Source organism: Peribacillus sp. B65, assembly GCF_058513295.1.
Window position 1 is genome coordinate 3,623,232 of record NZ_CP195840.1, and the last position, 16,721, is coordinate 3,639,952.

At 39.8% G+C, this 16,721-nt stretch carries 18 protein-coding genes, 1 riboswitch and 1 other annotated feature (1 of these 20 only partly in view); of the genes, 6 read left to right on the forward strand and 12 right to left on the reverse strand.

Features of this window, described 5'->3' with window-relative positions; genetic code table 11:
• The first annotated feature begins 97 nt into the window (after nucleotides 1-97).
• Nucleotides 98-685 (forward strand): TetR/AcrR family transcriptional regulator, encoded by a 588-nt coding sequence (locus ACSR9O_RS17705; protein ID WP_063596019.1) that lies wholly within the window; start codon nucleotides 98-100, stop codon nucleotides 683-685.
• Between the two features lie 51 nt (nucleotides 686-736).
• On the opposite strand, the gene ACSR9O_RS17710 is transcribed toward ACSR9O_RS17705, so the two are convergent.
• The 7 genes from ACSR9O_RS17710 to ACSR9O_RS17740 form a co-directional block, all read right to left on the reverse strand.
• Nucleotides 737-1,243 (reverse strand): hypothetical protein, encoded by a 507-nt coding sequence (locus tag ACSR9O_RS17710; RefSeq protein WP_101224785.1) that lies wholly within the window; start codon nucleotides 1,241-1,243, stop codon nucleotides 737-739.
• 355 nt (nucleotides 1,244-1,598) lie between these two features.
• Nucleotides 1,599-2,297 (reverse strand): GntR family transcriptional regulator, encoded by a 699-nt coding sequence (locus ACSR9O_RS17715; RefSeq protein ID WP_491724842.1) that lies wholly within the window; start codon nucleotides 2,295-2,297, stop codon nucleotides 1,599-1,601.
• A 76-nt stretch (nucleotides 2,298-2,373) separates the two neighbouring features.
• Nucleotides 2,374-2,589 carry a hypothetical protein gene (locus ACSR9O_RS17720; RefSeq protein WP_491724843.1) on the reverse strand — a complete coding sequence of 72 codons (216 nt, stop codon included), beginning with the start codon at nucleotides 2,587-2,589 and terminating at the stop codon, nucleotides 2,374-2,376.
• A gap of 390 nt (nucleotides 2,590-2,979) precedes the next feature.
• On the reverse strand, nucleotides 2,980-4,446 hold the full coding sequence (locus tag ACSR9O_RS17725; protein WP_101224787.1) for an aminoacyl-histidine dipeptidase: 1,467 nt from the start codon (nucleotides 4,444-4,446) through the stop codon (nucleotides 2,980-2,982).
• Nucleotides 4,447-4,485: 39 nt separating this feature from the next.
• A complete protein-coding gene (locus ACSR9O_RS17730) occupies nucleotides 4,486-5,094 on the reverse strand; it encodes a VanZ family protein (RefSeq protein ID WP_260356594.1) in 609 nt (202 codons plus the stop codon).
• A 495-nt stretch (nucleotides 5,095-5,589) separates the two neighbouring features.
• On the reverse strand, nucleotides 5,590-6,606 hold the full coding sequence (locus ACSR9O_RS17735; protein ID WP_491724844.1) for an ABC transporter permease: 1,017 nt from the start codon (nucleotides 6,604-6,606) through the stop codon (nucleotides 5,590-5,592).
• A complete protein-coding gene (locus tag ACSR9O_RS17740) occupies nucleotides 6,603-7,328 on the reverse strand; it encodes an ABC transporter ATP-binding protein (protein WP_491724845.1) in 726 nt (241 codons plus the stop codon). The genes ACSR9O_RS17735 and ACSR9O_RS17740 overlap by 4 nt, the downstream gene beginning before the upstream one ends.
• 117 nt (nucleotides 7,329-7,445) lie before the next feature.
• Here ACSR9O_RS17740 and ACSR9O_RS17745 point away from each other — a divergent pair, with 117 nt between their 5' ends.
• Nucleotides 7,446-8,045, forward strand: coding sequence for a TetR/AcrR family transcriptional regulator (locus ACSR9O_RS17745; RefSeq protein WP_491724846.1), 600 nt, complete (start codon nucleotides 7,446-7,448; stop codon nucleotides 8,043-8,045).
• A gap of 213 nt (nucleotides 8,046-8,258) precedes the next feature.
• Here ACSR9O_RS17745 and ACSR9O_RS17750 read toward each other — a convergent pair whose 3' ends face one another.
• Nucleotides 8,259-8,519, reverse strand: a complete 261-nt coding sequence (locus ACSR9O_RS17750; protein ID WP_491724847.1) for a hypothetical protein — start codon at nucleotides 8,517-8,519, stop codon at nucleotides 8,259-8,261.
• Nucleotides 8,520-8,781: 262 nt separating this feature from the next.
• Nucleotides 8,782-8,924, forward strand: a riboswitch (cyclic di-AMP (ydaO/yuaA leader).
• Nucleotides 8,925-9,076: 152 nt separating this feature from the next.
• Here ACSR9O_RS17750 and ACSR9O_RS17755 point away from each other — a divergent pair.
• Nucleotides 9,077-10,402 (forward strand): TrkH family potassium uptake protein, encoded by a 1,326-nt coding sequence (locus ACSR9O_RS17755; RefSeq protein WP_491724848.1) that lies wholly within the window; start codon nucleotides 9,077-9,079, stop codon nucleotides 10,400-10,402.
• A gap of 24 nt (nucleotides 10,403-10,426) precedes the next feature.
• Nucleotides 10,427-11,083, forward strand: a complete 657-nt coding sequence (locus ACSR9O_RS17760) for a potassium channel family protein (RefSeq protein ID WP_101224793.1) — start codon at nucleotides 10,427-10,429, stop codon at nucleotides 11,081-11,083.
• Nucleotides 11,084-11,227: 144 nt separating this feature from the next.
• On the opposite strand, the gene ACSR9O_RS17765 is transcribed toward ACSR9O_RS17760, so the two are convergent.
• From ACSR9O_RS17765 to ACSR9O_RS17775, 3 genes are all read right to left on the reverse strand, one after another.
• Nucleotides 11,228-12,061, reverse strand: coding sequence for an STAS domain-containing protein (locus ACSR9O_RS17765; RefSeq protein WP_101224794.1), 834 nt, complete (start codon nucleotides 12,059-12,061; stop codon nucleotides 11,228-11,230).
• Between the two features lie 358 nt (nucleotides 12,062-12,419).
• Complete coding sequence (locus tag ACSR9O_RS17770; protein ID WP_434168496.1) at nucleotides 12,420-13,124, reverse strand: class I SAM-dependent methyltransferase; 705 nt, start codon at nucleotides 13,122-13,124, stop codon at nucleotides 12,420-12,422.
• A gap of 377 nt (nucleotides 13,125-13,501) precedes the next feature.
• Nucleotides 13,502-14,122 carry a class I SAM-dependent methyltransferase gene (locus tag ACSR9O_RS17775; RefSeq protein WP_452445021.1) on the reverse strand — a complete coding sequence of 207 codons (621 nt, stop codon included), beginning with the start codon at nucleotides 14,120-14,122 and terminating at the stop codon, nucleotides 13,502-13,504.
• A 280-nt stretch (nucleotides 14,123-14,402) separates the two neighbouring features.
• Between ACSR9O_RS17775 and ACSR9O_RS17780 the strand changes: the two genes are divergently transcribed.
• Nucleotides 14,403-14,681 (forward strand): PadR family transcriptional regulator, encoded by a 279-nt coding sequence (locus tag ACSR9O_RS17780; RefSeq protein WP_373459010.1) that lies wholly within the window; start codon nucleotides 14,403-14,405, stop codon nucleotides 14,679-14,681.
• Between the two features lie 16 nt (nucleotides 14,682-14,697).
• Nucleotides 14,698-15,417 carry a pentapeptide repeat-containing protein gene (locus ACSR9O_RS17785; RefSeq protein WP_491724849.1) on the forward strand — a complete coding sequence of 240 codons (720 nt, stop codon included), beginning with the start codon at nucleotides 14,698-14,700 and terminating at the stop codon, nucleotides 15,415-15,417.
• Between the two features lie 228 nt (nucleotides 15,418-15,645).
• Here ACSR9O_RS17785 and ACSR9O_RS17790 read toward each other — a convergent pair whose 3' ends face one another.
• Complete coding sequence (locus ACSR9O_RS17790; protein ID WP_491724850.1) at nucleotides 15,646-16,536, reverse strand: PhzF family phenazine biosynthesis protein; 891 nt, start codon at nucleotides 16,534-16,536, stop codon at nucleotides 15,646-15,648.
• A 147-nt stretch (nucleotides 16,537-16,683) separates the two neighbouring features.
• Nucleotides 16,684-16,721, forward strand: a binding site (T-box leader); it runs 184 nt beyond the window's last position.

The following is a 16,721-nucleotide window of genomic DNA, read 5'->3' on the forward strand; positions in this document are numbered from 1 at the left end:
CATAATATATAAAATAATAATTCCTGACAATAGTTTATGAACTTATTTTATTGTTCTATTACATATTTTTAATTAAACTAAGGTTGAGGTGAAATAAATGGACGGATTTCAACGCCGCAGGGAACAAAAGAAATTGAATATACTAGAGGCTGCCTTAGCTTTGTTCATGGAGTATGGTGTCCAAAAGATTTCGATTGGGGAAATAGCCAAAAAAGCAAATGTATCTCAAGTTACGATATATAATTACTTCGAAAGCAAACATAATCTAATTCATGAGGTTTTTGTTTATTATACAGATAAGGCATTGGATGAATTTGAACAAATACTGGCCAGCAACATGGCCTTTCCTGAAAAAATAAAGCAGCTCATGTTCACTAAGAATGAAACAGCCAAACAAATTCATGAAGATTTTTATCAATATTTAATGAAGGAATATACTTCCGGAATCAATTATATGGAAAAAATATATACAGAAAAGGCCCTGCCCCGCTTTATCGATCTGTTTAACCAGGGGAAGGAACAAGGATATGTTGATCCGAACTTATCTAATGAAGCGATTTTATTTTATATAAAAGCAATGAATGAATATATCCAACGGGAAGAGGTTTATCAAAGCATCCTGCCTTTGACTGAGGATATTATGAAGATTTTGTTTTATGGGATCGTTGGGGAAAAAGAGAAATGATTTAAGAAAAAACGGTGTGAATCGATATCTCCCATTCACACCGAATAAATCTTATTTAAGCTCATTCAATTCCTTTGCCAAAATGGATTTCCTTAAACCTCTTTGACGAATGAATTCTCTCATTTCCTCTGGACTTTGATAGGAAAGCCTGAAGTGATAATAATTAATATGCTCGATGATGGCGAAAACATAAAGAAACGAAAACCAAAATACTCCTGATTCAAATGCATTTAATTGATAAAAAAAGGCTGCTATTCCTAGGGCAATAAGGAAAAGGTTTAATCTTTTAAAGAATAGAAAAATCCGTAATTGCGTATAAGGTAAATGGGCGTAATGGTTTTCTTTAGCGCGTTTCCATTTAAGAAACCAATATAAACTTCCTTGAAGTAAAATAAATTCCAGTAGGACGAACGCATACACAGATGAAAATGAAGTTAAGTAGGAATCAGTCCAATCATGCTGCACCAGAAACGAAACCCACAGTACAGCAAAAATCACAGTTGCCATCAATTCTCCTGTATATAAATGAAATAATTTTCTTTTCACCCTTTTTTGCATAAGATTCCCCATTTCCAATACATTGATTGATAAGAATGCAAATGTCCTCAATCTATTAATCTTTTCTTCTTGAATTTTAACCCCATATATTTAATATACGAAAAACAAAGTTTTCCGTTTCATTAATTCCGCTATAAGTTCTGTTCTGCTTAATGAAATTTCCGGTACTTGGGCAGGAATATATGTATCACTAATAATAGATCAAGTAAAACTAAAATAAATAATAAGAGCGATTGCTAATTAATGCAGTCGCTCTTTGTTTGAATATTATTTGATATTATAATCTGTTATCGTTAATCGATCATATCTCCGGAATCTTTTAATATCCTGAAAGAATTTCAATTTCCTGCCCTCATTAAGTCAATGTTAATAATTTGGCTGAAGTGTAATTATATTTCTCGATTGATAAATCAAAAACGGCTCCCGCTTTTAAAAAGACCGTACTTTCAACTATTAATGTCGGATCACCTGGCTGCAAGTCCAAAAGCTTGGCATCATCGTCATTTAGTTTTTCACATGAAATGATTTTATCTGCAAAACCAATATTCAACTTCAGATCCTCGACTATATATTCATAAATGGAACCATTTGCGATTTCTTTATTTATGATTGGAATGATATCTTTATTGAAAAAGGACTCTTCTATTACAATGGGTTCACCATTTAAATATCTAACCCGTTTGAGGTTATAGATTTTGGTTTTCACATTGCATTTCATTTGCTTGGCCAATTTTTCATCGGCTTCAATTAATTCTAACTTCAACACTTTACTTTTCATTTCATCATTTGGAAACACTTTGGTTAAGCCACCCATATCCCTCATCGAAATGCAGCCCGGTCTGGAAAATTCCCTTAGGAATATGCCGCTTCCTTGCACTTGATAGATATAACCCTGCTCACCCAATATGTTGATTGCTTTTCTTATGGTATTCCTGCTGACATCGAACTTCTTCATCAACTCTTCTTCAGTAGGTAACTTTGTATTTAATGTATATTTTCCTTCTAATATTTCTTTCTCCATTTGTTCTACGACCATTCTATACTTTACACCCATATTTCCATATACCTTCCTCTATACATAATGATTTCGAACAATAATTAATGATAGGTTTTCTTTACAATAGTTTATTTTATAACGATTGTAAAGAAACCTCTGTTTCTTTCAGAATGTAGACAAAAATTCGATGAAAAGCCAGTTTACCTGGAGTTTTTTCTAAAAAAAGATTCGAGTTGTTTTCAGAAATCCGCTCCCTTTCCGCCGACTGCCTGCCAAGCCTCCTCGACGCAAGCGTCTGCGGAGTCTCGGCTAGCAAGTTATTCGGCATGAGTGTCGCAAATTTCTTCAAACCAATAAGGATTACAGAAAAAAAAACTTAAAGGATAAACTAGTTTTGTTTTTAGACAAATTCGAAGAATCGCATTTGCCTGCGGTTTTTTTCTTAAAAAAGTTCCAGTTGATCGGAACGTAAGGTACGAGACTCCTGCGGGAAAAGCGTGGCCAAGGGAGCCCCCGCAGGCGACGCCGAGAGGAGGCTCCTGGACCGCCCGCGGAAAGCGAGTGCCTGGAGTGGAAATCAACGATCAGATTTACTAACCCTCAAAAACGTTCCAGCTGATTTCAGAGCCCCACTCCCTTGCCGCCGGCTGCTGCCCTCAAAAAAAGAGACATCCAATCGATTAACGATAGGATGTCTCCAAATCTATTGAATGCCATATTGCCGTTGCCCAAACATTGTTTATAGATCTTTCATCCGTTCTAATGTGTAAACAAAATATTCCCAGTTGTTTATGGTCGAAGGGATGCTTAAGTGTTCTTCAGGTGTATGTACGGAAAACATATCCGGTCCGATTGAAACAGTATCCAGCCCTGGTATCTTATCTATGAATACCCCACACTCGATCCCTGCATGCACAGCGATGATTTCAATATCCTCATGATATTTTTCTTTGTATGTCTCTTCAAATAATTTCTTGAGTTTCGAATCAGGATTATAGGGCCATTCCGGATAATCCGCATCAATCAATAGCTTGCACCCAAGCATGTCGGCAATCACCTTTGCCTGCGTGACCATATTATATTTGATGCTTTTGACCGAACTCCTGATTTCACTTTCGAATATCATTTCCGCTTCATTTGTTGTAACGACCCCTAGATTCGTCGAACTTTCCACTAATCCTTCTATTCCCATACTCATACCTTGAACGCCATGCGGGATTACCAGTAAGGAGGTAATGGCTTTAGTCACCGTCTCTTTGGAAAAAACGTTTGAAGAAATCGTTTCGATCTTTTCAAATCTAATCGATACCTCAGGGTCAGAAGATTGCAGTTCATTTTTAAAAGTATCCTCCCATTTCTGGAGTCTCTCCGTTATCTTCTGAACATCTTCTACAGAAATCAGTACAGTCGCCTCCGCTTCACGAGGAATCGCATTCCCTTTCAAGCCCCCGTTCATTTGCTGTATGAAGCAAGGAAAGTCTGTCGTTAATTCATGTAATACTCTGCCCAAAAGTTTATTGGAGTTCCCTCTTTCCTTATGGATGGACATACCGGAGTGTCCGCCCTTCAACCCCTTAATCCTGATATTATAAGATACAGCTTCAACAATTGAAGCCGATTCCCATCCGATTTGCAGGATTTGCCGAACTCGTATTCCTCCAGCAGAGCTAACCAGCAGCTTTCCATCTTCCTCCGAATCAATATTGATCATCAATTTTCCCTTGAAGTGAGCCGGATCCACGGCAAGTGCACCGTTCATTGTCGTTTCTTCTTCAGTCGTTATGACTATTTCAAGAGAGGGATGCGGAATATCATTCGCATCCAATAATGCCAAAGCATAAGCAACGGCAATTCCATTATCCGCCCCCAATGTTGTATCCGTTGCATACAACATGTCTCCCACAATCCTTAATTGAAGCGGATCCTTCTCAAAATCATGAAGCGTTCCCTTGTTCTTTTCGCAAACCATATCCATATGCCCCTGGATAATGACGGTAGGTGCATTTTCATATCCAGTTGTGGCAGGCTTTTTGATAATCACATTCAGCGCCTCATCCTGGATCACCTCCAGGTTCCTATCCTTAGCGAAGCGAACCAAATAGTCACTGATCGCTTTTTCGTTAGCCGATCCTCTCGGGATTTTGGAAATCGCTGCAAAATAATGAAACACAGGATGGCTCGATAATTCTTCTAACGTGCTATACATGAAAATACACCCTTTCATTTAACATAATTGCATTGCCTCTCATGCTTTTACTTTTCCAGAACGGAGCACTACGACTTTCTTGAACAAAGGATGCAGAATGTACCCCAGGTAAACACCAATCATATTCAGGATCAGGTCATCGACATCCAAACTTCCGCGCCGAAAAACAAACTGACAGATTTCGATGATTGAAATCGAAAGTAATGGATATAGAAATTTCCTTTTAGCTGAGGGCTCTTTCCCTTCCCTTGACAACAAATACAGGCCGAATGGAATGAACAGCCCTACATTGGCGCTAAGGTTATAAAATGACACAAGCCAGTTCATTTCGTTCGATAAATATGAAAGAATCGTAGAAAAAGGAATCCAATTATACGAATATACCTGCCCTTCCGGCCGAAAGAACAGCAAAACCAATAATGATAAACTGTAACTAAACAATGCTGACTGCCATAAAGAGCGCGGAATTCTGACCGTTTCACCTCGAAAATAAAGAACCGCAAACGAAACGAAAAGAAGTATACAACACCAGACAACCATGATTACCAAAGGATTCAAATATAATAGAAGCTGAAGAAAAAAAGGTAAACCGCACAAAAACATTGCTTGCGACAGCAAAAGGGAAAGCATGACCGATTTTAGAGACATATAACTCCCCCTTTCTATTTCTTTCCAAATCAATTCATATCCTTATATCCTAGGACAACTTTAACAGCCCGTCAACAAACTACTTCAAAGGGAAGCATTTTAGAATGATTCAACCGATGGGAAGGATATTTCGTCCTTCATCCCCGATAATTCGACCGATGTGTGGGTTTATTCGACCTACATCCGGATAATTCGACCGATGTGTGGGTTTATTCGACCTACATCCGGATAATTCGACCGATGTGTGGGTTTATTCGACCTACGCCCGGATAACTCGACCGATGTGCGGATTTATTCGACCTTACTCCGGATAATTCGACCGATGTGTGGGTTTATTCGACCTACATCCGGATAATTCGACCGATGTGTGGGTTTATTCGACCTACACCCGGATAATTCGACTGTTGTGTGGAATAATTCGATCTTCTTCCAGTAAAACAAAAAGCCGCTTCCTCACTTTCCAGGAATCCGGCTTCTTTTGTTAAGTTGTTGATTTTATAGTGCTCGGTATTTTTTAAAACTAATGATATTGATGGTGATAAAGACGACGGCAAAGGCCAGGAGAATGAGCAGATCCATTGAAATCTCATTGAACGTGAAGCCTTTGTACATAATGCCGTTCATGGCATCAGAAGCGTAATAGAGAGGCATGATCTTGCCGATTTTTTGGAGCCAGTCTGACATGCCATCCAATGGGAAAATCCCTGTAAAGAAGACTTGAGGCACGATGACCAGCGGAATGAATTGTACCATTTGGAATTCAGATGTCGCGAAACTCGATAGCAATGTACCAAGCGATAATGCAACGAGCGCGACCAGTATATTCGTCAGTAAAACGAGCCAAATGGAGCCAACAAGGACGATATCCAATACATTGACAGCATATAGTACGACAATTATGGTTTGAATTAGAGCAAATAAGCCATATCCGATCACATAGCCCGCTACGATTTCGTATCTTTTAATCGGGGTGGCAAGCAGCCGTTCCAAAGTACCACTTGTACGCTCCTTCAAAAGCGCAATCCCCGCTATTAAAAATACAAAGAAGAAAACGAAAAAGCTGACGAGCATCGGACTGAAGGTATCAAAACCCTTTGTGTTGGCATCTCCGTAAACATATTTCTCCTCAATTGAAGGAGTGTTTTTTTCATTCCCTTGCAAGCCTTGCATCATTTGCATTTGAACGGCTTTTGCACGGGTCGGTTCGTCGTTCAAAAGTGTGAGTTTCATTTTCCCATTTTCAACATGCAGCCAGCCATCCGTATTCTTTTCAATCATCTTTTCCTGTGAGAATTCCTCAGCAGCCGACACTTGAAAATCCGCTTTTTTCAATGCTTTAACGATCGTTTCATCACTGCCTGTAACAACGATTTTCAAATCACTTGCTTCTGTATCGAAAATAAAATACATGAGCGTTAAAATGAGCAAAGGAGCTAGGAAGAATAAAGCAAGCGTCCTTCGATCCCGGCGCATCTGCTGAGTAATTCGAGTAACAAGAGAGGCAATTCTCATTTTAAGCCGCCTCCAATCCTTAAAAAAACATCATCAAGCGTTTCCACGGCAAATTGTGTTTTTAAAGCAGCAGGGGTTCCTGCCGCGATGATTTCACCTTCACGCAGCATCGCCAGTTTATCGCATCGTTCCGCTTCATCCATCACATGCGTCGTGATGATGATCGTCTTATCATCTTCATTTCTTAAACGCTCAAGTTCCTCCCAAATCGATTGTTTCAGCAAAGGGTCTATTCCTACTGTCGGTTCATCCAAAATGAGAATCTCCGGATTTTGGATGAGTGCAACCGCCAGTGACAGACGGCGTTTCATTCCCCCGGAATAATACGCAACCCGAACGTTCAAATCATTCGTCAGCTGTACGATTTCAGCTGCATATTGAATGCGTTCCCTTCGTTCCTTTTTCGAAAAACGGTATAGTTTCGCAAAAAATTCGAGATTTTCAGCTCCCGTCAGTTCTGTATATAAAGCATCGGACTGTGCCATATAGCCGACATCCATTAACAGTGCTTCATTTGGCACTTCATGATCCAGAACCGTGACTTTACCCGCATCAGGCTTAATCAATCCGACAATCATTTTAATCAAGGTGGTCTTTCCGCATCCGGATGGACCTAATAAGCCAAAAATTCCGCTTTTTTCAATATTCAGGCTTAATGGCTGAATGACCTTTTTCTGATGAAAACCCTTAGCAATCCCTTCAATGGAAATCGCATTTTTCATGCACACACATCCTCCCTCTTTAATTAACACGGTGTTGAGTGTATCATCATTCTAAGGTAGCATTCGTACTAATACAATCAACACATTTGGAAAAATGTTTAGTGAAGGAGACATTCCATGGCATCGATTCATGAGGATATGGTACAAAAGACGAAAAAGCAGATACAACATCATTTTATTGCACTTGTTGAAGCAGAGGGGTTCTCACATGTATCAGTGAAGAAAATTGCAGAGCGTGCCAACATTAATCGGGGCACATTCTATTTGCATTACACAGATAAATATGAATTGATGGATCACTTACAGCAGGAATTGTTACATGAACTTCAAACCCGCATTACTGCCATTTTGCCGAAAGAAGCTTTTTTGGCTCTTCATCAACAGCAACTTTACCCGCCTTTCGTAGCTATTTTTCAATTCATCAGTGAACATGCCAACGCATTAAGGGCCATTCTTGGTGATCAGGGCGATCCCTCTTTTGCCAAAAAAATAAAGCGAGTATTCGGTGAAATACTGTTGGAGCGTTTGATCAGCCTGCATCCAGCAGCTAAAGATGAAGCATTCCGCATGTATATGCACGCATTCCTGACATCGGCGATTTTAGGGGTGATTCAGGAGTGGCTAGAGAATTGTGAAGAACAAACGGCGGAACAAATGGCGAAAATCCATTTTCAAATCTTGAACTTCATCAGCCAATTGCGCACATTCATCCAATGAACGATTCATCAAAGGCATGTTCCATCAACATGCCTTTAAATCGGATTACATTTTTTCCTCCGCTTTTGCCTCTAAATAACCAACGCAAAAAAACTCATTCAAAATAAATGAGTTTCAAAGCAAAACAAGATATGGATTTTTCGCTCAGCATTCCGGATAGAACACAGGGAATAAATAATTGAATACCGCTAATGAATGTTGGATGCAGTTGATTTACCTTAGGGAAAACAATTTTAAGAACGGATTCTTTTTCTTATCCGTTATCCTTAACTCATCCATGATGATTTGATCCTCATGATCGGCTATCCATTTCCTTAGTGCATCTTTATCCTGGCATTGTGTTAAATATGTCTGGCCACCCTTGCCTGTAGCATTAATAACATATCTATTGAACGTCTTCTCCATAATTGCCCGCCTTTTTAATAAAATGTCTTGAATCTTTAAATACAAATGCAATGCTTTTTTCTTTATCATTTACAAAAGAAACATAAAATATATGTTAGAAAATTTTGATTGGCATCGCATGTTCTGCTTGAAATTATTGAATAAAGTACATCGATGCCGGTTATCATAATTGGATTAATCGAACCTATCATAATGTGCTAACTAATATTTGTCAATACGTTTTCTAAATGTAAATAAAACGTAAATTTTCAGTTTTGTTAAAGAAATATTTTTTTACGATTTAGGGGTTTACAACTGCTAAATGATGGGAGTAGAATACGTTTATCAATTTAATGCATTTCGGCCAAAACTCATGGAAATTGAGTACGGAGGACCCAATCATTTGGGGTTAATTCTGCCTTGCAGAAGGGATGAGATCAGCTCTTTCGCCATCCTACCCGTCAGCTAACTTCGTCGGCTAAAGCGAAGGAGGTCATAAGACCGCCTATTTCGGGAGCTTTTTTTGCACGCTTTTTGTGGCAATACAGCTATTCGATGTTTTCGCAGGTCTTTTTATTATGCCTTTAAAAAGATTCGAAAAGCAGATTGATGATTAAAAGTCATACAGTAGGGATGATCATTTGAGAATGACAAAATTGGATCCGCCAAAAATACTTGTACTTGGCTTTGCCATCCTGATACTTATCGGGGCCTATTTATTGACCCTGCCGATTTCCACAGAAAATGGCCATGGTCTTTCTTTTCTGGATGCTTTATTCACCTCGACTTCCGCTACATGTGTAACAGGACTGGTCGTTGTGGATACGGGATCGACCTTCACCACTTTTGGTGAGTTGGTCATCTTAACACTGATTCAGATAGGCGGCTTAGGGTTCATGACATTTGCGACATTTTTCTTTTTATTATTAGGCAAAAAGATTTCTTTAAAAGGCAGGTTAATTCTGCAGGAGTCGTTAAATAATCTATCCATGGCGGGTGTAGTCAGATTGGTGAAACGGCTTTTAATTTTCACGGCCATCATTGAAGGCATGGGTGCACTTATCTTATCAATTCGCTTTTCTTTTGACATGCCAATCGTTAAAGCGGTCTATTACGGGGTTTTTCATTCCATATCGAATTTCAATAATGCCGGCTTCGATTTAATGGGGGAATTCAGGAGTTTGACCCCATATGTATCGGATCCATTCGTAACCCTTACCGTCGCCTTCCTCATCACGTTTGGAGGAATAGGTTTTATCGTAATGAATGAACTATATGAATATCGGAATACCCATCGTTTATCAGTACATACGAAGATCGTTCTGGCGACTAGCTTAACCCTTACGATTGCCGGAGCAATTTTAATCTTTCTATTCGAGTTCGGCAATGCCAAGACATTGCAGCCTTTATCTTTCATGGGTAAAACGCTGTCATCATTATTTCAATCGGTATCACCAAGGACGGCAGGCTCCAATACGCTGAATATCCCTGATTTAACTCAACCAACATTACTGCTCATCATTTTTCTGATGTTCGTCGGGGCATCACCCGGATCGACTGGCGGCGGGATTAAAACGACTACATTGGCGACGCTTGTCGGTACCGTTTGGTCACAGATTAAAGGAAAGGGTGATGTGGTATTATTCCGTCACCGCATTGTGAGTGAAACTATTTTTAAAGCATTATCCGTCACATTCATTGGTGTATTCGTGGTTTCCATCATCTCCATTCTGCTGACCATCACTGAAAGCGGAACTGACTTTTTGATGATTTTGTTCGAAGCCACTTCAGCTTTCGCCACCGTGGGACTTTCAATGGGTTTGACCCCGGAATTATCACCGGTCGGCCGGATGCTCATCATTTTCACGATGTTTGCAGGACGTGTTGGTCCTTTGACTTTTGCCTTTGCTATCGCCATGAGGCGCAAGCCAGATCCATTCCGACGTCCAAAAGGGAAAATCATGATTGGTTAATAATGAATGAAGGAGCGTAAAAAGATGGGAAAACGACAATACGCCGTGATAGGTTTAGGCAGATTTGGAACCAGTGTGGCCCATAGATTATATACGGCAGGCCAAGAGGTTTTGGGTATTGATGTGAACGAGGAAAGAGTCGAGAATGCGGAACTGAACGTTACCCATGCAGTGATGGCGGATACGACCGAAGAAGAGACATTGAAAGCAATCGGAATCCGTAATTTCGATTGTGTCATCGTAGCCATCGGAAATGACATGCAATCGAGCATTTTAACTACCTTGCTTTTAAAAGAGCTTGGGGTCAAAAAGGTCATTGCCAAAGCACTTAATAAAAATCACGGTCAGGTGCTTACTAAGATCGGTGCCGACTGGGTGATCTATCCTGAGAGGGATATGGGGGAACGGGTCGCGAATCAGCTTCTTTCCCCTAACATGCTGAACTATATAGAGCTCTCCAAAGAATACAATATCGAGGAAATCATCCTCCCCATGAGCATGAAGGGAAAAAGCCTCAGGGAGCTTGATTTACGGGCAAAATATAATATCAGCGTCATTGCCATCGTGAGTAATGGGGAAATTATCATAGCACCCTCACCGGATCAGGATATCCATGAAAAAGATATGCTTTTAGTGGTTGGCAATAAAGAAGATCTAGCCTACTTTGCCAATATTGAATAACTGGCAGGTGCCAGCTCTTTCTTCATTGAGCTCGATACCTTATTTTTGAATGCAACAAGCATTATACACACGAGAAGATCACCATATGGAGGTCTTCTCGATGAAATTTATAACGAGTATTCCCATGCCCTGGATATGTATGTATTATTTTATCGTACTGATCGCTTGGGCAAGAGTGGACTTTATCGTCACTTTATCAAAAGGCAGTTGAAGCTTAACGGCAGTCATGGCTATTTCCGGCCGAAGTCCTGAAAGGGTTGTTTGAATTCCGATCAAATGTAAGGATTCAATCAATTGTGACAGCTGGTGGGCGGATGCACTATCAATTGCATGAACGCCCGAGAGGTCAATGAAAAGCCTGGTGACATTTTTTTCAGCGCACTTTTGTAAGGTGTTTTCAAGCAAGGACATGCCCCTCGCCGTATCAATATCGCCTATCAGGGGAAGTAACGCCGTATTATCTTTAAGCGAAATGATGGGAGTGCTCAATTCATCGATCGTTGCCTGTTGGGCTTTCATGATTTTATTGGCATACCTATGATTCGCTTCCGTAAACTTCTCCATCACTTCGCTGAACACCTTCACCACTATCCGATACCAGGAATTTATTTCCGCCTGCGTATAGTTTTCTCCATGCAATCCCACAAACCGGTCAATATAATCCAGGTATTGCTCTTGCGTTCGAGAAAACTCCCTCAATATAAAATAGATGGGTGTGTTTAAATGCTGCTCATCCTGACCGATATCTTCAATCCACTCACCAAGCTGCTCAAAGAATTCCCTCTCCTCTGTATCAAAGACCTGAAAGAAACGTAAATGGAATTCATTATTTTGCTGCTTAAGTTTTTTAATCACATTGGGATCGGGTGAGCTGTAAACCCCCGCCTTATCGTTTTTATTCAATGTTGCGTACCATTCCTCAGTCAATTGTGCTGCCACACCCAATAAAAAGGAATATAATTCTTTATTTCTGTGCATAAACTCCTCCTAGTTTTTTATAAAAAGCAGTTGAATCTTACCCTGAAATCAGCATTGTCAGGGTATTGAAAAATTATCAACAAAGTAAGCATCGAAGAAAACCTCTTCCATACTTAAAAATTCTTATGATCTAAAAACCCAATGGCCCCTCTTTCCATATACCTTCCCAGCTGTTTTTGAAACCATACAACCACTGTTTTTCAAAAAAAAATTCAGTAAAACCTTCATCTACTATTCTGGTTTATCTATTGTTATAGTTTACCATTTTAAAATATTGTTAACAAATTATCCCTTTTCTTATAACAAAAAAAGGACCTGATTCCAGATCCTCCGTTTAAACCCCATTTCGACTTTAGAATTACTTTTTCATAAATAAGGCCGTCCATAAACCTTGAACCCCAAAGGTTTGATCCGATTTTTCCATTTTCCTCATCTTCCGTATTTCCACCACTTCAAAATCCTTGAAGATCTTTCTGAGTTTTTCTTCCGTAAAACCTAATCCGCCTTTAAGGCTTCTTTGCCTATATACTTCCCAATCTGAAATATCGGCACCACCCAATATGCCGCCCTCGACAAAACAGGTAATCGAATACAATCCCTTAGGCCTTAACGCCTTTTTCACCGTGTCCAAATAATTGATCCTTCTATGTGGAGCAATATGGTGAAAACAACCTGAATCAAAGACGAAGTCATATTGCCCTTCCTCAATGTCCAAATCAAATATATTCCTTTGAATGAAGTTCACATGGACATTTTTATCTGACGCTCGTTCTTTTCCCCATTCAAGGGCTTCCTTCGAAAGGTCCACCGCATCAACGGTAAAGCCCTTTTGAGCAAGGTAAATGGCATTTCTTCCAGGTCCGCATCCAAGCTCAAGAACCTTTCCCGGCCGGATTAACCCACAATCAAAATATGTAACCAAATTTTCATCAGGGAGATTTCCGAAAAAGGGTACCCCCTTTGAGCGGTCTTCATAAAAACCATTCCAGAATCCAGTTGGCTCACGCAATAACGAGTCGAGCATATTCAATAGATCTTCATGGGTTGTTATCGTCTCGGACAAAACCATCACCTCTTCCCATTGTATTCCACCATTTAATTATACTGATTTCGGCCAGTGCCTATGTAACAGCTTCATCAAAAATGCGTGACAAAGGACGTTCAAACACTATTGGACACTGTTGTTTATATGATGGTCACTGAATTTAAAGGTATCAAAGATGTGTTCAAAATATGTTCTTATAGTATGATACATTCTCACTTAATAACCCGATTATCGGCTCATTATCCATGTTAGAAAGGACATGGGTTTTATATAAGCATGTCAAATATTATTCAGTAAATCAGGTTTAGCTTCCAAACAACAAAACTCAGCTCTATGATGTATCCAGATGTCTTAGAATCCGACTCCCAATCCATTCTGAAACATCTCTCCGCTTGTCACATCCGTTTACTGATGATTATCTTTCTATACATTCCATTCAGCATGATCGGTCGATCTTCTTCAATTTTCATATTCTTAACATGCCTACTGAACAAGTCTTCAAACCTCAAGCCAATATCCGTTCCTAAAAATCGAATGATGGGCCTCAGAAGCTTTTTGGGTAGTGAAAGCACTTCATCTTTAGAAATAAACTTATCGAATAGTATTATTTTCCCCTCGCCTTTTACAACCCTGATCATTTCCCGAAGGCATTCATTGGCATCAGGTACGACCGAAAGAACCAAACTTCCAACTATATAGTCAAACGATTCATTATCGAATTCCATATGCTGTGCATCCATCTCTAGGAAATTGATCGATGCATCATCAAATTTCCCCTTCGCTTTTTTTAGCATATCGGCTGACAGGTCTATCGCCGTTATCTCAAGGTCAAGGTTCTTGATCAGCTCCAAATCGGCCCCCGTACCTACGCCCACAAACAGAACCTTTGCATTTTCATGAAAATGCATCTCTTCAAACATTCTTTTCCTGGCATCTAAAAAGAGATGAGAGTTGAAGATTTTGTCATAAATTGGCGACCAAAATTTATAAATCACTTTATTCCACGAATTATTCAACATCCCCACCCCCTTACATACTACTTCCATGAAGCATGATAAATCCCTTCCAAGCGGATATTATATGTGTCAAATTAGTACAATTAATTAAAAAGTATGAGATGCGGTGATTCACGAAATCGGGCAGGTTTCTTTTCATAAACCCTCCAAACCTGCATAATCCATAGTAACCAAATTACCTTGACTGTCATAGTAATACACTATAAGATATACCAAAGGAGGTGAGGATTTGGTTCAACGACAACTATCCTCTGACTTGCTTCGCGGACATGTAGATACGATGATTCTAAAACTCCTGCAAAGTGGCGATAAATATGGTTATGAAATCAGCAAATTGATATATACGAATTCCAATGAACAATATGAAATTAAGGAAGCGACGATGTATTCCAGCCTAAAAAGGCTGGAGAAGGACGGATGCATCATCTCTTATTGGGGAGATGCCACACAAGGCGGAAGAAGGAAATATTACAAAATCACCCCGATTGGGGAAGACACATATACCCAAAATAAAAATGACTGGGAGCAGGCCAAGCGAATACTTGAGCGACTCCTCTAAGAAAGGAAGATGAAATGTGATTGATAAACTGAATGCACATGTTCATAGCATTTTTGCCCCGTACAAAAGTGCAAAAACTGCAAAGGAATTGGAAGAAGAACTGCTGCAAAACTTACTGGAAAAGTACAATGACCATAGAAGGAATGGTGCCAGTGAGCAGGAAGCGTATAAGCTGACTGTGGATTCGATTGGGGAAGTATCAGAGCTCATGGATTCACTCAATCTACAATACAATGTGCTTGAGCAGGCGATAAACATGGACTATTCCAGGCATCGCCTATTGGATTCCGACTTCCGCTCGGTTTCGGTGCATGATGGCAAGTTTAATTCCTGCGATTTAAGCCGTTCTGACTTCAGCCATTCCGACCTGACGAACAGCACATTTAAAAACAGTAACTTAGATCATTGCATCTTTGAAAACGCCAATTTAACTGGTACCTTATTTAAAAGTGCAAATTTAAAAGGCGTAACTTTCAAGAACAGCATTTATAATAAAACCCATTTTAAAAGCTGTAATTTATCTGGTCTTATATTTGATGGGGAAATTTTCAAACAAACCATTTTCGAAGGCTCTTCATTGAGAAAGGCATCATTCCGCGATACCACCCTCATCAATGTTCAATTTCGGATGTCCGATTTAAAGAAAATCGACTTTACTGGAGCTTCGATGGATAAACTCACTTACAACTTTTTACATGGAGCAAAGGTTGATCTTAGCGGCGTGACCATCATCTAAGGAAGAATTTCCAATGACTTTACCGATAGCGATTGTCGTATCCACCTCAATCATTTGCGTGACCGTGTTTCTGACTGCAGTAGTTTTAAAAGGAATGAGCATGGGAGAATGATTCATCAAGAACCCTGTGCTAAGACATGAAACGTCTTAGCACAGGGTTTTTACGTGTTCACTATACCTTTTCGGATATGCTAATCATTCAACCGCCCATCGCCTTCTGCATGAACCTTAGACTTCCACTTCAAGTTCTTTAACATAGACAGCATTCCCGGTGATTTCAACATCGTATGTGCCACCGTTTTTGGTAGCTGTAACGCGAACCCTGCCATCCTTTCCGATTTCATGCCCCTGTTCGATTAACAGATGCACCTCATCTTCAAGATCATCCTTTATGTATTTTGCATAATAAGCGCCCATTACACCTGAAGCCGTTCCTGTAACCGGGTCTTCAACCGTACCTGAAAATGGCGAGGAAAAATGCCGGGCATGCATATGGGCATCACTATCGTACGTTTCCATGCAAAAGGGATGAACGGAAGCTCTTGGCATTTCCTTTAATATTTGCGGAAACAGGCTATTGTTCGCCTTCATCCTTATAAATGAATTTCTTTCTTTTACTGGTACTAGTAAAGTCCATAAACCTGTACTTCCATAAACAATAGGCAATTCACTTTCCAGATCTTCTATATCAAGGCCGAGGGAACTGGCTAATCCACCCTTATCTCCGTTAAACGCTTCAAACTGCGGCGCGGTCTGCTTCATCGTAATATATATATCTTGATCCGCCGTCGTATGGATCTTGATTGGCAATATACCCGCTCCTGTTTCAATCATCAGCTCATCTTTATTCAATAATCCCCTGGTCTTCAGTGCATGGATGGTAGCCATTGTCGCGTGTCCGCATAGATTCATTTCGTGTCCCGGTGTAAAATAACGGATTCTAAGATCGGCAATATCGGACTCCATCGGAAAAGAGGTTTCATTGAACCCCACCTTCATCGCTATATCCTGCATTTCCTTTTCGGTCAGTCCATCCGCATCTAAAACCACACCTGCCGGATTTCCTTTATTCGGTTTACTGCTGAACGCATCGTAATGAAAAACCCTTACCGTTTTCAAATCTAACATCTCCTATTAAATGAATGGTGCTTCTCTTGAATAGTAATTCTATATCTCTATACATATCCCTTTTTCGTCCTATAGTAAGTGAAACCACCATTGATTTTATTTTCTGAATATTATACAATTACTCAAATTCATCAAATGTAAAATTCCATGAAGGGAAGGAGTACGTTATCGTTCTG

Excerpts from the sequence above, each read along its gene's own strand:
- ACSR9O_RS17705 (WP_063596019.1), top strand. The coding sequence starts at position 98 with ATGGACGGATTTCAACGCCGCAGGGAACAAAAGAAATTGAATATACTA.
- ACSR9O_RS17710 (WP_101224785.1), bottom strand. The coding sequence starts at position 1,243 with ATGCAAAAAAGGGTGAAAAGAAAATTATTTCATTTATATACAGGAGAA.
- ACSR9O_RS17715 (WP_491724842.1), bottom strand. The coding sequence starts at position 2,297 with ATGGGTGTAAAGTATAGAATGGTCGTAGAACAAATGGAGAAAGAAATA.
- ACSR9O_RS17725 (WP_101224787.1), bottom strand. The coding sequence starts at position 4,446 with ATGTATAGCACGTTAGAAGAATTATCGAGCCATCCTGTGTTTCATTAT.
- ACSR9O_RS17730 (WP_260356594.1), bottom strand. The coding sequence starts at position 5,094 with ATGTCTCTAAAATCGGTCATGCTTTCCCTTTTGCTGTCGCAAGCAATG.
- ACSR9O_RS17735 (WP_491724844.1), bottom strand. The coding sequence starts at position 6,606 with ATGAGAATTGCCTCTCTTGTTACTCGAATTACTCAGCAGATGCGCCGG.
- ACSR9O_RS17740 (WP_491724845.1), bottom strand. The coding sequence starts at position 7,328 with ATGAAAAATGCGATTTCCATTGAAGGGATTGCTAAGGGTTTTCATCAG.
- ACSR9O_RS17745 (WP_491724846.1), top strand. The coding sequence starts at position 7,446 with ATGGCATCGATTCATGAGGATATGGTACAAAAGACGAAAAAGCAGATA.
- ACSR9O_RS17750 (WP_491724847.1), bottom strand. The coding sequence starts at position 8,519 with ATGATAAAGAAAAAAGCATTGCATTTGTATTTAAAGATTCAAGACATT.
- ACSR9O_RS17755 (WP_491724848.1), top strand. The coding sequence starts at position 9,077 with ATGACAAAATTGGATCCGCCAAAAATACTTGTACTTGGCTTTGCCATC.
- ACSR9O_RS17760 (WP_101224793.1), top strand. The coding sequence starts at position 10,427 with ATGGGAAAACGACAATACGCCGTGATAGGTTTAGGCAGATTTGGAACC.
- ACSR9O_RS17765 (WP_101224794.1), bottom strand. The coding sequence starts at position 12,061 with ATGCACAGAAATAAAGAATTATATTCCTTTTTATTGGGTGTGGCAGCA.
- ACSR9O_RS17780 (WP_373459010.1), top strand. The coding sequence starts at position 14,403 with ATGATTCTAAAACTCCTGCAAAGTGGCGATAAATATGGTTATGAAATC.